The following is a 13,850-nucleotide window of genomic DNA, read 5'->3' on the forward strand; positions in this document are numbered from 1 at the left end:
GGTAGCGACTCAAGGGTGGGCTCGGCGACGGTGACTCAACCGCAAGGTGATGAGCCCGATCGTGCGAGGGTCGAAAACCCCGTCACCGAGCCCCAGCTCCACCATCCGGTCGAAAACACCACCATCCCGGGCCGCAGCGCTCACGGCGGCGTCGACCACCCGCGGCCGCCGGCTGAGCCGGGCCGCGAAGCCGGAGTGGCGCAGGTGCCGGCCGAGCCGCCGGCGCAGGGCGTCGCGATAGCGCTCGGTCACCCGTTCGGGTCCGGCCGCGGCCGCCGCGCCGGCCAGCGAGCCGGAGAGCACGGCGTAGAAGATCCCCTCCCCGGTGAACGGGTTGATCAAGGACAGGGCGTCGCCGGCCAGCAGCACTCGGCCGCGGCCCGGCGGCGGCCGATGCGTCGAGAGCGGGAGGTGGTGCCCGCGCACTCCGGCCGGCTCGGCGCCGGCCAGGAGGTTCCGCATTCTTTCCAGGAGGTACGCCCGGGACAGCGGCACGCCCCGAAGGACCTCCCCGTATCCGACGTTGGCGGTGCCGTCGCCGATCGGGAACTCCCAGGCGTACGCGGGCCAGCGCTGCCGCGTGGTGACGATGATTTGTTCGCCGGTGTTGGTGGTCGGCGCGTAACCGCGGATCGCCACGGCGAGGTGGCCGGGCGGGTTGACCGGATGGCCGAGATGCCGGCGGACGACCGAGCCGGCGCCGTCGGCGCCGATGAGCACTCTCGCCCGGACGAGATCGTCGAGGACCACCGCGTCGCCGTGATCGCTCACCCGGCGTACGGAATGATGTCGCAATTCCGCCCCCGCCGCGACCGCGGCTCGCACGAGACGTTCGTCGAAGACCCGCCGGGGAACGGTGTGCGCCGGTTTCGGCAACGGCCGCGCGACGGTCGCCCCACCCGGCGCCACCAGGCGCAACCGTTCGATAGCCGGGTAACCATCGGTCACCCCGGACACGCCCAGGCCGTCGAGCACGGCGACCGCCTCGGCCGCGATGCCGTCACCGCACGGCTTGTCGCGCGGAAAGTCGGCCCGGTCGAGCAGCAACACCCTCGCCCCGGCCCGGCGGGCGGCGATCGCGGCCGCGGCCCCGGCCGGACCGGCGCCGGCCACCACCACGTCGAAGCTCTCGACCGGCATGCCGGTCCTCCTCAGATACGCGCCCCGGTGGGGAGGTCGGCCACGGCGGCGGCCCGGTACAAGGCGTACCAGGTGAGCAGCGCGGCGGCCACCAGCGGAGCGCCGTCCCGGATCAGGCCGTCGGCGCCGAGCAGGAAGTAACAGAGCGGCAGGTCCCAGAGCAGGACGAAGAAGGTCACCCAGCCCAGGGCCCGGCGCGCTCCCGCCTTCCCGCGCATCAGGAAGATCGTGCACAGCAGCACCGCGTAGCTGACCGCGATGCCGGCGAACAGCCAGAACACCACGGCCAGCAGCCATTGTGGCCGGTCTCGCAGCTCGCCGAACGAGATGAGACAGGGCACCAACATCAACGGGCTGTACGTGAAGGCGGCGAGCCGGGCCGTCAGCAGCCACCCGCTGACGGGGGCCCGGCGCGGCCCAAACCGTTTCGGCTGGTGCACCAGATGGTCGCGCACGACGGGATGCCGGTAGAGCAGGGCGACCACCGTGACACAGAGGACGACCAGGACGGCGAAGCCGATCACGCCGGCCATGGGTGGCGTCCCCGATCGCGGCACGACGAGACGGCCCACCGCGAAGATCGTGGTGACGGCGAGGATCAGGCCGAGCGGCCGGGCCGCCGCCCGCGACCGGCGGACCTGCCAGATCAGCAGAAGCCAGCCGAGGGTGCGCAGGAGCGCCCAGCCGGTGCGGACCGCGAGGCCGAAGCCGTGCTCCGGCGCGTACGAGTAGTTGAGGATCTCGACCAGCACGGTGACGGCCGCGGTGGTCACCAGCAGCACGGTCAGAACGCGGAGGGCACGGGGCACGATTCCGCTGGTACCCGGTACGCGCCCGCCTCACGCGAGGGCGAGGCGGGCGCCGGCGCTCAGGCGTCGGCCAGACGGGCCCGCAGAGCGTCCAACTCGGACCACAACACGGCCGGGAGCTTGTCGCCGAACTTGGTGAACCACTCGGTGACCTGGGGAATCTCGGCCAGCCACTCGTCGCGGTCGACGCGCAGCACGGCCTCGAGATCGTCGGTGTCGAGGTCGAGACCGGTCAGGTCGAGGGCGTCCGGGGTGGGCACGTGCCCGATCGCGGTCTCCACCGCCTCGCCCTTGCCGTCCAGCCGCTCGACGACCCACTTGAGCACCCGGCTGTTCTCGCCGAAGCCGGGCCACAGGAACCGGCCGTCGTCGCCGCGCCGGAACCAGTTCACGTAGAAGACCTTGGGCAGCTTGGCGGCGTCGCCGGACGCGCCCTTGGCCATGTCGATCCAGTGCTGGAAGTAGTCGCCGGCGTGGTAGCCGATGAACGGCAGCATCGCCATCGGGTCGCGGCGCACCACACCGACCTGGCCGACCGCGGCCGCGGTGGTCTCGGACGACAGGGTCGCGCCCAGGTAGACGCCGTGCACCCAGTCGCGGGCCTCGGTGACCAGCGGGACGGTCGTGCGGCGACGGCCACCGAACAGGATCGCGTCGATCGGCACGCCGCGCGGGTCGTGGTACTCGTCGGCGAGAATCGGGCACTGCTCGATGGGCGTACAGAATCGGCTGTTGGGGTGGCTCGACGGGGTTTCCGAGTCCGGGGTCCAGTCCTGGTTCTTCCAGTCGGTGAGGTGGGCCGGCGGCTCGCCCATGCCCTCCCACCAGATGTCGCCGTCGTCGGTGAGGGCGACATTGGTGAAGACCGAGTTGCCCCGGGCGAGCGTGCGCATCGCGTTGGGGTTGGTGTGGAAGTCGGTGCCGGGCGCGACGCCGAACAGGCCGAACTCGGGGTTGGTGGCCCAGAGCCGGCCGTCCTCGCCGAACCGCATCCAGGCGATGTCGTCGCCGACGGTCTCGACCTTCCAGCCGGGCAGGGTGGGCTCGAGCATGGCCAGGTTGGTCTTGCCGCAGGCCGAGGGGAACGCGCCGGCGATGTAGCGGACCTGCCCCTCGGGCGAGGTCAGCTTCATGATCAGCATGTGCTCGGCCAGCCAGCCCTCGTCGCGGGCGGCCACGCTGGCGATGCGCAGCGCGTAGCACTTCTTGCCGAGCAGCGAGTTGCCGCCGTACCCGGACCCGTACGACCAGATCTCCCGGGTCTCCGGGAAGTGCGAGATGTACTTCGTGTCGTTGCACGGCCAGGGGACGTCCTTCTCGCCCGGCGCGAGCGGCGCGCCGACCGAATGCAGCGCGGGCACGAAGTCGGCGTCCTCCCCCATGGCCTCGAGGACGCCGGCGCCCATCCGGGTCATGATGCGCATGCTGGCCACGACGTACGGGCTGTCGGTCAGCTCCACGCCGAACATCGGTTGCGGCGCGTCGAGCGGGCCCATGCAGAACGGGACGACGTACATGGTGCGGCCGCGCATGCAGCCCCGGTAGAGCTCGGTCATGGTCGTTTTCATCTCGGCCGGCGCCATCCAGTTGTTGGTGGGGCCGGCGTCGGCCTCGTCGGCCGAGCAGATGAAGGTGCGCTCCTCGACCCGGGCGACGTCGCCGGGGTCGGTGCGCGCCCAGAACGAGTTCGGTTTCTTCTCGGGGTCGAGCCGCACGAGCGAGCCCGATTCGACCAGGGCATCGGTGAGATTTCGCCACTCCTGCTCCGAGCCGTCGCACCAGACGACGCGGTCGGGGGTGGTCAGGGCGGTTACTTCTTCGATCCAGGCGAGCAGCCTGGGATGAGAAGTAGGGGGCACGGTGATCTCCTTCGGTCGGCGTTGACCAGGACCACTTGCAGTCTTGGGGAGTCATCGCAGCCTAAGGGGATGCAACGTTGTGTTCATCGGTAGTTGCTGTGGATAACCGCACAATCCTCGGCAGGTTTGCTTACGGACGTTCGATTCTTCGACATTGAGCGCAGTTCCGCGCAGCATCGCCGGTTCGGCCGGGGTCGCGCCCCGCCGTTCGTCGACTTTCACAAAACGGACTTAACCCCCTAAGCTTGGGTAATCGGGCTTTCCTCTCCTAGGAGGCAGGAATGACCATCCCGGGCAGTCCAACCGACACGGACACCGAACTGCTGGCGGCGGTCCGTGAAGGGGACACCGCGGCGTACGGCACGCTCTACGAACGGCACCACGCGGCGGCCCGGCAACTGGCGTACGGCCTGACCCGTGACCCGGCCGACGCCGACGATCTGGTGGCCGAGACGTTCGCCAAGGTCTTCGCCGCCCTGCGGGCCGGCCGGGGACCGCTGGTCGCCTTCCGCGCCTACCTCGCCACCACCATGCGGCACGTCTGCTACCACCGGGCCCGGCGGGACCGGCGGATCGAGTTCACCGACGATCTGACCCGGTACGACGAGGGCCAGCCGTACACCGACCCGGCCCTGGACCGCCTGGAACGGGCGTACGCCGCGGCCGCGTTCCGGCAACTGCCCGAGCGGTGGCGCGACGTGCTGTGGCAGACCGCGGTCGAGGGGAACACCCCCTCCGAGGTGGCCGGCATGCTCGGGATGACCCCCAACGCCGTGGCCGTGCTCGCCCACCGCGCCCGTGAAGGCCTGCGCAGCCTCTACCTCCAACAGCACGTCGCGGTGGCCAAGCACCCGGAATGCCGGTGGGCCGGTGACCGCCTCGGGGTCCACCTGCGCGGGCGTCTCGCGCCCCGGGACAGCAACCGAATGCGCCTGCATCTGGGCTGGTGCGCCGGGTGCCGCGAACGGGTCGCCGAGATCGCCGAGATCAGCGACATGCACCCGCCGTACCAGCAGCGGGGGTTAAGACTCGCCAACGAAAACAGCGGGGCGTGACGACCCCCGGTACGCTCGGACCGTGCCCGACATCTCGCCGACGCAGCCCTCGGGCCTGCGCGTAAGGATTCGGGGACTCGTCCGGGAGCTCGGCAAGTTCGGCACGGTGGGGACCATCTCCTTCGCCATCGACCTCGCCATCTTCAACGTGTTGCTCCAGGCCGGCGTCGAAACGCTGTTCGCCAAGACCATCTCGACCGTGCTGGCGACCACCGTCGCGTTCACCGGCAACCGGTTCTGGACCTGGCGGCACGCGGCCCACACGAACATCACCCGGCAGTACACGATGTTCTTCGTGCTCAACGCCATCGGCCTGGGCATCGGGCTCGCCTGCCTGGCCATCAGCCACTACGGCCTGGGCAGCGTCTGGCCGGTCTTCCAGACGCGGCTCGCGGACAACATCTCGGGCCAGCTGGTCGGCACCGCCGTCGGCACGCTGTTCCGCTTCTGGTCGTACCGCCGGTTCGTCTTTCCCGCGGCGACCCCGCCGGGCCCGCCACCCCCTCACGACGGCCGGGCGGCTCATGTGACGCCGCCTGCATCCCCCGTTCGTGACACGGCGTAACAGCCCACTCTCCCGTAAGGTTGCCCAATGCCTTCTGTCAGTTCGCTGACGTCACACCTGCGCCGTCTCGCCCCCGAAGCCATCGCGTTCGGTGTCATCGGCGCCGGAAACACGCTGCTCTACATGGCCATCACATGGGCGCTGCTGCCGATCGGCGCGGTCAAGGCCAGCGTGGTCGCCACGGTCATCACGACCACCCTGGCGTACTTCGCCAACCGCTACTGGACGTACCGTCACCACACGCGCACAGCGCTGCGCCGTGAGTACACGCTGTTCTTCGGCTTCAACCTGATCGGCATGGTCATCCAGTCCGGCGCCATCGCCGTCGGCAAGTACGGTTTCGGCCTGACCGAGGAGCACAACAAGTACGAGTTCATGGGCGTGACCCTGCTCGGCATAGTGGTCGCCACGATCTTCCGGTTCTGGGCCTACCGGACCTTCGTCTTCCTCAAGCCGCCGGTCGACGGCCACGAGGCCGAGCTGGCCGACCTCGACGCCGCCGCCGGCCTGGCCGAGCTGAGCACCGAGGAAGAGCCCCAAGCTAGTTCTTCGCCTGTCTCCTGAACAGGCCGCGCCGTTGCTGCACCGGCAGCTCCGGCTCTTCCTCTTCCTCCTCGTCCTCCGGGTGCCGCAGGCGATCCTGCTCGATCAGCTCGTACAGCAGGGTCTGCACGCTCTGCGCCCGCGGGACGGCGGCCAGCAAGACGGCCTGCTCGCCGATCGAGTCGACCTTCAACGTGCCCGACCCGAAGACCCGGTCGAGCACCGACTGGTTGACCACGTGGTCGTTGACCCGGTTGAGCGGCAGGTCACGCCGCTCCCGGGCGATCACGCCATCCTGAAGCAGGATCCGCTCGCTGGTCAGCACGTAGTGGGTGCACCGCCACTTGACAAGCGGCGTCACCCCGTACCGGACGCCCTGATAAAGCATGATCAGCGCGACCACGCCGAAACCGATGCGGCCGCCCTCGTTGGTCGGCAGCATCACCCAGGCCACGGTGCTCACGACGACCGCCAGCGCAACGATCAGGCCCGGGCGGATCGCCGACTTCCAATGCGGACGCAGGTGGAGGACAAGTTCCTCCTCCTCGGCCAGCACTTCCTGAGGGAACGCCACGCCGTCAGCGTACGTGCAGCACGTCACCCGCCGAGACGCGATTGTCGGCGCCGTCCGCCGTACGGACGACCAGGCGGCCGTCGGCGTCGACCGAGGTGGCCTCGCCCTCCAGCGGGCCGCCGGCCGGCAGCAGCACACGGACCTGCCGGCCGATGGTCGCGCAGTTCCGCCGGTACGCCGCGAGCAGGCCGGACATCTCGGCGTCCCCGTCGGCGCCGCGCCACCCTTCGTACCAGGAGGCGATGCCGCGCAGTGTCGCCCGCAACAGAGGGTCACGGTCGGTGACCGGAGCGCCGGCCACCCGAAGTGAGGTGGCGGGCAGCCCGTTGGTCTCGGGCAGCTCCTCGGCCCGGGTGCTCACGTTGAGCCCGATCCCCACCACTACGGCGTCGCCGGAGGCCTCGGCCAGGATGCCGGCGCACTTACCGCCGGCCGCGAGCAGGTCGTTCGGCCACTTCAGGGCCGCCTCGACCTCGGCCACCCGGGTCACGGCCTCGGACAGAGCCACCCCGGCCAGCAGCGGCAGCCAGCCGAGGGCGCCGGGCGGCACGGCGGGCCAGCCGCGCTCCTCGTTCCGCACGCCGGGTCGCAGCAGCACGCTGAAGGTCAACCCGGCCCGCGGCGGGGACGTCCACTGCCGGTCACGGCGGCCCCGGCCGGCGCTCTGGCTCTCGGCCACCACGACCAGGCCCTCGGGCTCCCCGGCCTGCGCGGCCGCGACGGCGTCGGCGTTGGTGGAGGCCGTCTCAGCCCGCAGATCGAGCCGCCGCCAGAAACCGCCGGGCGTCACGAGCGCCCGCTCCAGCGCCCGAGGCGACAGCGGCGGACGGTCCAGGTCGGTGTACGGCGAAGACATCAGCAGAGCCTAGTCCGCTTCACTGCGGCGGGTCGGCGGCGTGGCGGCTCACGTAGACGCGGCTCGGATGGGACGGCGGGGGGTCGACCGGGCGGGGTCGCGGGCGCGGACGCGGGCGGCGTTCGGCCGGGACCGCCTCGTTCTCCGGCCGCCACTCGCGGGGCGGGGTGGGCTGGTCGCGGGCCGCGCGGCGCTTGTCGTTGCGGGTCTGCCAGCTGCGCGGCAGACGGATCCGGCCGGAGCGGTCGCCGTCGTCGAGAGGCCAGGCGGGCACGGCCTGGGTGGGCTCCATCTCGACGGGGGTGAGGTCGAAGCCGGTGGCCGGCTCGTAGTCGGGAACCGGGGGAAGCCGCTCCACGGCGACCGGCCAGCCGTAGCCCTTGGCGGAGGGCTCGTGGTCGGCGTCGAGCTCGACCGGGATCGGCGTCCAGTACTCGCCGGAGGGCAACTCGTCGCGGGTCTGCCGGTATTCGGGGCGGACCCAGCCCTCGACCCGGTGACCGAGACGGGCGGCGGATCGGGGCGCGGGCTCCGGCGCGTTTTCTTCGCCGGCTCCGGTCGCCGAGTCCCGCTCGGCATCCCGGCTCGGCTCGCGCTCCAGCGCCGGCTCGAACTCCGGCTCCGGCTCCGGCTCCGGCTCCGGCTCCGGCTCCGGCGCGAACGTGAGCTCCGGCTCCGGCTCCGGCTCCGGCTTTCGACCGAAATCGAGCTCCGGCTCGGGGCCGAACTCCAGGCCGCGCCTGAACTCCCGCTGGCGTTCGAATCTCAGTTCGCGCTCGAACTCCCGGTCCCGCTCCAGTTCACCTTCCGGATCGAGCTCGGGTTCCAGCGCGGCCGCCGGCACCGGCTCGAGGGCGGACTCCGGGAAGACGTCTTCCGCGAGCTCCGAGGCCACCGGCTCGTGCGCTTGGCCGTGCCCATCGGCGTACGAAATCGATTCCTGACGGCGACGCCGGCGCCTGGGCCGAGCCGCCGGGGTTTCGAGGTCCTCCTCGGCGGCCAGGCCGATCATCGCGAGGCCGCCGCGCTCGTCCTCCTCCGGCGCCGCGGTCCGGCCCCGGCGCCGGCTTCCCCGCACGCCGCGAGGCGCCCTCGCCTCGGCCTCCAGGACCGCGGTGCGCGTGGCCTCACGGACCGCCCTCCGACCCGCCCGGCGGCCTCCGACACGGAACAGCACGCTGCGGAAACAGATCAGAGTGGCGATGCCGCCGGCGATGAGGGCGATCCCGGCCGCGGTCATCCAGTTCGTCACGTGAGGCGTAACGAATGGGGCATTGAGTGCGAAACGCACCCGTAGCGGCGCGCGAGCCGATCTCGCACTACGATCAAGTCCGCTGTTTCCACCCTTCGCGGAAAACGTGAGGAACCACTGTGACGACGCAGCCGGACACGGCCCGGGACGACATCCACACGACCGCCGGCAAGATCGGCGACCTCACCCGCCGTACGGACGAGGCCGTGCACGCCGGAAGCGAGCGTGCCGTCGAGAAACAGCACGCCCGGGGCAAGAAGACCGCCCGCGAGCGGATCGCCATGCTGCTCGACGAGGGCTCCTTCGTGGAACTCGACGCGCTCGCCCGGCACCGCTCGACCAACTTCGGGCTCGAGAAGAACCGCCCCTACGGCGACGGTGTGGTCACCGGCTACGGCACCGTCGACGGCCGGCAGGTCTGCGTCTTCTCGCAGGACTTCACCGTCTTCGGCGGCTCCCTCGGCGAGGTCTTCGGCGAGAAGATCGTCAAGGTGCTCGACCTGGCCATGAAGACCGGCTGCCCGATCATCGGGATCAACGACTCCGGTGGCGCCCGCATCCAGGAAGGCGTGGTCGCACTCGGCCTCTACGCCGACATCTTCTTCCGCAACGTACGAGCCAGCGGAGTCATCCCGCAGATCTCGTTGATCATGGGCCCGTGCGCCGGCGGCGCGGTCTACTCCCCCGCGATCACCGACTTCACCGTGATGGTCGACCAGACCTCACACATGTTCATCACCGGCCCCGACGTGATCAAGACGGTCACCGGCGAAGAGGTCGCCATGGAGGAGCTGGGCGGCGCGCGCACCCACAACACGCGCAGCGGCAACGCCCACTACCTGGCCGCCGACGAGGACGACGCGATCGACTACGTACGGGCGCTGCTGTCCTACCTGCCGTCGAACAACCTCGACGAGCCGGCCGTGTTCGAGATGCCGGCCGATCTGTCCCCCTCCGCGGACGACCTGGCGCTGGACACCCTGATCCCGGACTCGGCCAACCAGCCGTACGACATCAAGAAGGTCGTCGAGACGGTCGTCGACGACTTCCTCGAAGTGCAGCCGCTCTACGCGCAGAACATCGTGGTCGGCTTCGGCCGCGTCGAGGGGCGCCCGGTCGGCGTGGTCGCCAACCAGCCGACCCACTTCGCGGGCACGCTCGACATCGCGGCCTCGGAGAAGGCGGCCCGATTCGTCCGTACGTGCGACGCCTTCAACATTCCGGTGCTGACCCTGGTCGACGTGCCGGGCTTCCTGCCGGGAACGACGCAGGAATGGGACGGCATCATCAGGCGAGGAGCCAAACTGATTTACGCGTACGCCGAAGCCACCGTCCCGAAGATCACGGTGATCACCCGCAAGGCCTACGGCGGCGCGTACGACGTGATGGGCTCCAAGCACCTCGGCGCCGACATGAACTTCGCGTGGCCGACGGCGCAGATCGCGGTGATGGGCGCCCAGGGCGCGGTGAACATCCTCTACCGGGGCGAACTGGCGTCGGCGGAGGACCCGGCGGGGCGGCGGGCCGAACTGATCCAGGAGTACGAGGACACGCTGGCCAACCCGTACATCGCGGCCGAACGCGGCTACGTCGACGCGGTCATCCAGCCGTCGGAGACGCGAGCCCAGGTGGTGCAGGCGCTGCGCATGCTGCGCACGAAGCGGGAGACGTTGCCGCCGAAAAAGCACGGGAACATCCCGCTGTAGGCGCTTGTCAGGCGTTGCTGGGGAGCCACTGGCCGGCGAGCAGGAAGGCGCCCACGACCAGGGCGATCAGGTTCACCACCAGGAAGACGCCGACCCAGAAGATCGCCGGGACGTGTGTGACGTGGGCGAGCTGGTCGGCGTCCGACTCGGGCATGCGGCCTCGGCGCCGGAGGCTCTGCAGCTCGAAGACCGGGCGGACGCCGCCGAACAGCAGGAACCAGACGCCCACGTACGCGAACGCGGCCTGCACCTGCGGCGACGCGTACCAGGAGACGACGAAGACGATCGCGCCCGTCACCACCAGGGAGACCACGCCGAACAGGTTCCTGATGTTGATCAGCATGAGCAGCAGCAGAACCACGGCCAGCCAGAGCAGCAGCGTGATCCGGTTGCCGCCGAGCAGCCAGGCACCGAGCAGGCCCACCAGCGACGGCGCGATGTAGCCACCGAGCAGGGTGAACATCATGCCGGGGCCGGTCGGGCGACCCGACGAAAGCGTCAGCCCGGACGTGTCGAACTCCAGCCGGATGCCGCGCAACCGGCGGCCGGTCAGCAGCGCGAAAAGCGCGTGACCGCCCTCGTGCGCGATCGTGACGGCGTTACGGGCGATCCGCCACACCGGACGGAACGACACGGCCAGCAGGCCGGCCAGCGCGGTGAGCAGGACCAGCAGACCGGGCGGGTCCGGTTGGGCGCCGAGCAGCTTGTCCCAGAAGTCAGTCACACCTTCGATCGACACAGCGCCGAACTGTAGCCGATCACGCTATGGGTGATGCCGCACTACCGCCTTCGCCGGGGCTTCGGTTCGCTTGGTGAGCGTGCGGGCGGCGTACACACCGCCGGCGAACACGGCCAGCAGGGCGATGATGGCGACCATGGCCAGGGGGCCGATGGTCACGGTCAGCACAACGAGATCCGCGAACCCGATCAGCACCCAGAATCCTACGCTGGGCTTACTGCCGTACCGTCGGCAGTTCATGTCGCACCTCCTCGGTGATACGACGTGAACTACCCATTCATCCGGCGAATCACGCGCCCGAGGGACTACTTCGACTTGAATCCGGCGTAGATGGCCTTGATGTCGGCCTGGGACGCGTCCCAGTCGTCGGGGCTGACATACCAGTTCAGTGAGTACGCCTGGTGGTCGTTCACGACGAAGTTCCGCTTGATCACGTGCTGCCGGTTGTTGGTGCTGGTCGTGTAGTAGTACTCCCAGTCGGCGGCGTTCTTGAAGAAGCCGGTGACCCGGTCGACGCGGACCTTCTGGTACTCGTAGATGCTGCCCGAGCGGTCTTTCTCCTGCTCGACCCAGTCGTCGTACGCGTCGGCCTGCGGGCTGGTCGTCTGCGACACGATGAGCAGGCGGTTGTTCCACTTGTACTCGATACCGTTGGCGGTCACCCGCCGCGTGGCATTCGGCGGCAACGGGACCTTGAAACCCGTGGCGTCGGTACGCAGGGTCCAGCCGGCCGGCAACCCACTCGCCGCCGCCGTCGTGGTCGGCGGCTTGCTCGGCGAGGCGACGGCACCGGCCGGCGCCGAGGCGGGCGGGGCAGCGGCCGCCGAGGTGGTCGGGGCAACCGCGTTCGGGTCGGGCTGCTTGTCGTCGTCGCCGAAGGCCTGAACGGCGAGCACGACGACCAGAACGACGATGAGCAGCAGTACGCCGAACCCGACGGCGGCCTGGCGATAGGTGAGCCGGGTACCGAAGACGGTGACGCCCGGGCTGCTCGAATACGCGGGCGTGACCGGCATGGGCGTCCACGCGGGACGGTTCGACCGGTTGACCCCCGGCATGGCCGGCATGTCGGAGCTCTTCCGCCGCGGCGGAAGCATCCCGGCCACCGCCGTCTTGTCGGTTCCACCCAGATCGGCAACCAGCCGCGTGGCGTTCTTGTCGTCCGAAGCGCCACCGGCCTGCTCGTCCACGGCCGGAGCCGCGGGCTTGCCCAGAGGCATGGCCGCCGACTTCCGCGCCGCCGACTTCGCCACGGACTTCTCAGCCGCTTTCGCAGCCACTTCCGCAGCCGCTTCCGCAGCCACTTCCTCAGCCACTTCCTCAGCCGCTTCCGCAGCCGGTTTCGCAGTCGCTTCCGCAGCCGGTTTCGCAGCCGCTTCCGTAGCCGGTTTCGCGGCCGCTTCCGTAGCCGGTTTCGCCGCCGCCGAAGCACTCGAGGCAGGCGCCGGCGCTGCGAGGGCACCCGACGACGTCGATGCTCCCGACGCGGGAGCCGGCGACATCGTGGGCGCTTCTGGCGTGGTCGCCTGAACCGCAGAGGCTTCAGCCGCCGGAGCTTCTTCCGACGTGGGCCCTCCAGCCGCGGGACTGGAGGTGGATTCGACCGCGACGTCGGCGTCCGTCCGAGACGCCGCGGCCTCGCCCCTCTCCGGCGATGCGGACGCGTCAACCGACTCGAGGTCCGGCTTCTCAACCTTCTTGCTGGTCGAGCCACCCCCGGCCGGAGCACCATCCACATCCGTCGCGGAGCCCGCCGCCGAAGCCGGTGCCGCCGCTTCCACAGCCGCCGCCGTCTCGGCCACCGTCCCGGACTCCGCCGCCGTCGCCGAGTGGGTTGCTGTCACGGAGTCAGCCGCCGCAGAGCCAGTTCCCGCCACCGCAGATTCCATCGCCGCGACAGAGCCAGCCGTCACCGCCGCAGAGTGCGCCGCCGTCGCAGAGTCAGCCGCCGCCGCAGAGTGCGCCGCCGTCGCAGAGTCAGCCGCCGCCGCAGAGTCAGGCGCCGTCGCGGAGTCAGCCGCCGCCCTCGCGGAGTCAGCCGCCGCCGTCGCGGAGTCAACCGTCGTCGAGGAGTCAACCGCGGTCACAGAATCAGCCGCCGCGCTGTCCACTGCCGCCGACGAACCTTCGGCCTTCACGTCCGAATCGAGCTTCGAGTCGGCACCGCTACTCGATTTGGGGTCCGCTGCGGGCGCGATCACCCCAGCCGACGAGGTGCCGGATTTAACGGATTTATCCGTTGCGGCCGGAGCTTCGCTCTTCGTCGGCTGCGACACCCCACCCTTGGCTCGCGGCTCGCTGACCTCGGCCTGGGATTCGCTGACCCCTGCCGACGACTCGGTGACCTTAGCCTGTGGCTCGCCGGCCTTCGCCGGCGATTGCGCCACCTTCGCCTGCGGCCCGCTGACCTTCGCCTGCGAGCCCGTGACCTTTGCCTGCGTCCCGCTGACCTTCGCCGGCGATTCGCTGACCCTTGCCGGCGATTCGGTGACCTTGGCGTGCGGCTCCGTCTTCGGCTCCGGCGCGGCGACCTGCTCGGGCGCGGCGACCTGCTCGGGCGCGGCGATCTGCTCGGGCGCGGCGTTCTGTTCGGGCTTCCCGGTCGCCGGGCTTCCGGCGTACCCGGAAGGAGACTCAGTGACCGCACTCGCCTCAGCCGTGGCCGGGGGCGCGCTCTTCGTGGGCGCCTTGACCGGCTTTTTCGGCGGAGGAACCACGGTGGTCGCATCGATCGACGGCTTCGGCGCGGGAA

Annotated in this window: 12 protein-coding genes; 4 read left to right on the forward strand and 8 right to left on the reverse strand. The window is 70.3% G+C overall.

From position 1 onward, the window contains the following. Window positions 1-9: 9 nt before the first annotated feature. The 3 genes from ACGFJ7_RS04800 to ACGFJ7_RS04810 are packed head-to-tail and all read right to left on the reverse strand — an operon-like array spanning window position 10 to window position 3,814. A complete protein-coding gene (locus ACGFJ7_RS04800; protein WP_392640924.1) occupies window positions 10-1,140 on the reverse strand; it encodes an NAD(P)/FAD-dependent oxidoreductase in 1,131 nt (376 codons plus the stop codon). An 11-nt stretch (window positions 1,141-1,151) separates the two neighbouring features. Then, on the reverse strand, window positions 1,152-1,952 hold the full coding sequence (locus ACGFJ7_RS04805) for a hypothetical protein (protein WP_360243658.1): 801 nt from the start codon (window positions 1,950-1,952) through the stop codon (window positions 1,152-1,154). Window positions 1,953-2,008: 56 nt separating this feature from the next. After that, entirely contained in the window at window positions 2,009-3,814 is a 1,806-nt protein-coding gene (locus tag ACGFJ7_RS04810) for a phosphoenolpyruvate carboxykinase (GTP) (protein WP_392641298.1), read from the reverse strand. A gap of 275 nt (window positions 3,815-4,089) precedes the next feature. On the opposite strand from ACGFJ7_RS04810, the gene ACGFJ7_RS04815 reads away from it, so the two are divergent. From ACGFJ7_RS04815 to ACGFJ7_RS04825, 3 genes are read left to right on the forward strand one after another with little or no spacing between them, the layout of a single operon-like run. Beyond that, complete coding sequence (locus ACGFJ7_RS04815; RefSeq protein WP_360243403.1) at window positions 4,090-4,863, forward strand: sigma-70 family RNA polymerase sigma factor; 774 nt, start codon at window positions 4,090-4,092, stop codon at window positions 4,861-4,863. A 22-nt stretch (window positions 4,864-4,885) separates the two neighbouring features. Beyond that, the gene (locus ACGFJ7_RS04820; RefSeq protein ID WP_360243406.1) at window positions 4,886-5,428 is read left to right on the forward strand and encodes a GtrA family protein; all 543 of its coding nucleotides are present in this window, start codon (window positions 4,886-4,888) and stop codon (window positions 5,426-5,428) included. A 27-nt stretch (window positions 5,429-5,455) separates the two neighbouring features. Continuing rightward, a complete protein-coding gene (locus ACGFJ7_RS04825; RefSeq protein ID WP_392640926.1) occupies window positions 5,456-5,992 on the forward strand; it encodes a GtrA family protein in 537 nt (178 codons plus the stop codon). Here the strand turns inward: ACGFJ7_RS04825 and ACGFJ7_RS04830 are convergent. Genes ACGFJ7_RS04830 through ACGFJ7_RS04840 form a run of 3 tightly spaced genes read right to left on the reverse strand, consistent with a single transcriptional unit; the run spans window position 5,970 to window position 8,653 of the window. Then, complete coding sequence (locus ACGFJ7_RS04830) at window positions 5,970-6,545, reverse strand: PH domain-containing protein (RefSeq protein WP_392640928.1); 576 nt, start codon at window positions 6,543-6,545, stop codon at window positions 5,970-5,972. The genes ACGFJ7_RS04825 and ACGFJ7_RS04830 overlap by 23 nt on opposite strands. Before the next feature lie 4 nt (window positions 6,546-6,549). Next, the gene (locus ACGFJ7_RS04835) at window positions 6,550-7,404 is read right to left on the reverse strand and encodes a biotin--[acetyl-CoA-carboxylase] ligase (RefSeq protein ID WP_392641300.1); all 855 of its coding nucleotides are present in this window, start codon (window positions 7,402-7,404) and stop codon (window positions 6,550-6,552) included. Window positions 7,405-7,420: 16 nt separating this feature from the next. Next, window positions 7,421-8,653, reverse strand: coding sequence for a hypothetical protein (locus ACGFJ7_RS04840; RefSeq protein ID WP_392640930.1), 1,233 nt, complete (start codon window positions 8,651-8,653; stop codon window positions 7,421-7,423). Between the two features lie 119 nt (window positions 8,654-8,772). On the opposite strand from ACGFJ7_RS04840, the gene ACGFJ7_RS04845 reads away from it, so the two are divergent. Continuing rightward, window positions 8,773-10,359 carry an acyl-CoA carboxylase subunit beta gene (locus tag ACGFJ7_RS04845; protein WP_360246571.1) on the forward strand — a complete coding sequence of 529 codons (1,587 nt, stop codon included), beginning with the start codon at window positions 8,773-8,775 and terminating at the stop codon, window positions 10,357-10,359. A 7-nt stretch (window positions 10,360-10,366) separates the two neighbouring features. Here the strand turns inward: ACGFJ7_RS04845 and ACGFJ7_RS04850 are convergent, their stop codons facing one another. Together ACGFJ7_RS04850 and ACGFJ7_RS04855 are read right to left on the reverse strand one after the other, a co-directional pair. Further along, window positions 10,367-11,098, reverse strand: a complete 732-nt coding sequence (locus ACGFJ7_RS04850) for a M50 family metallopeptidase (RefSeq protein ID WP_360246573.1) — start codon at window positions 11,096-11,098, stop codon at window positions 10,367-10,369. A gap of 24 nt (window positions 11,099-11,122) precedes the next feature. Beyond that, window positions 11,123-11,338, reverse strand: a complete 216-nt coding sequence (locus ACGFJ7_RS04855) for a hypothetical protein (protein ID WP_360246575.1) — start codon at window positions 11,336-11,338, stop codon at window positions 11,123-11,125. Between the last annotated feature and the right edge of the window lie 2,512 nt (window positions 11,339-13,850).

It is taken from the genome of Actinoplanes sp. NPDC048988, assembly GCF_043197815.1.
In the GTDB taxonomy this organism is placed as follows: Bacteria; Actinomycetota; Actinomycetes; order Mycobacteriales; family Micromonosporaceae; genus Actinoplanes.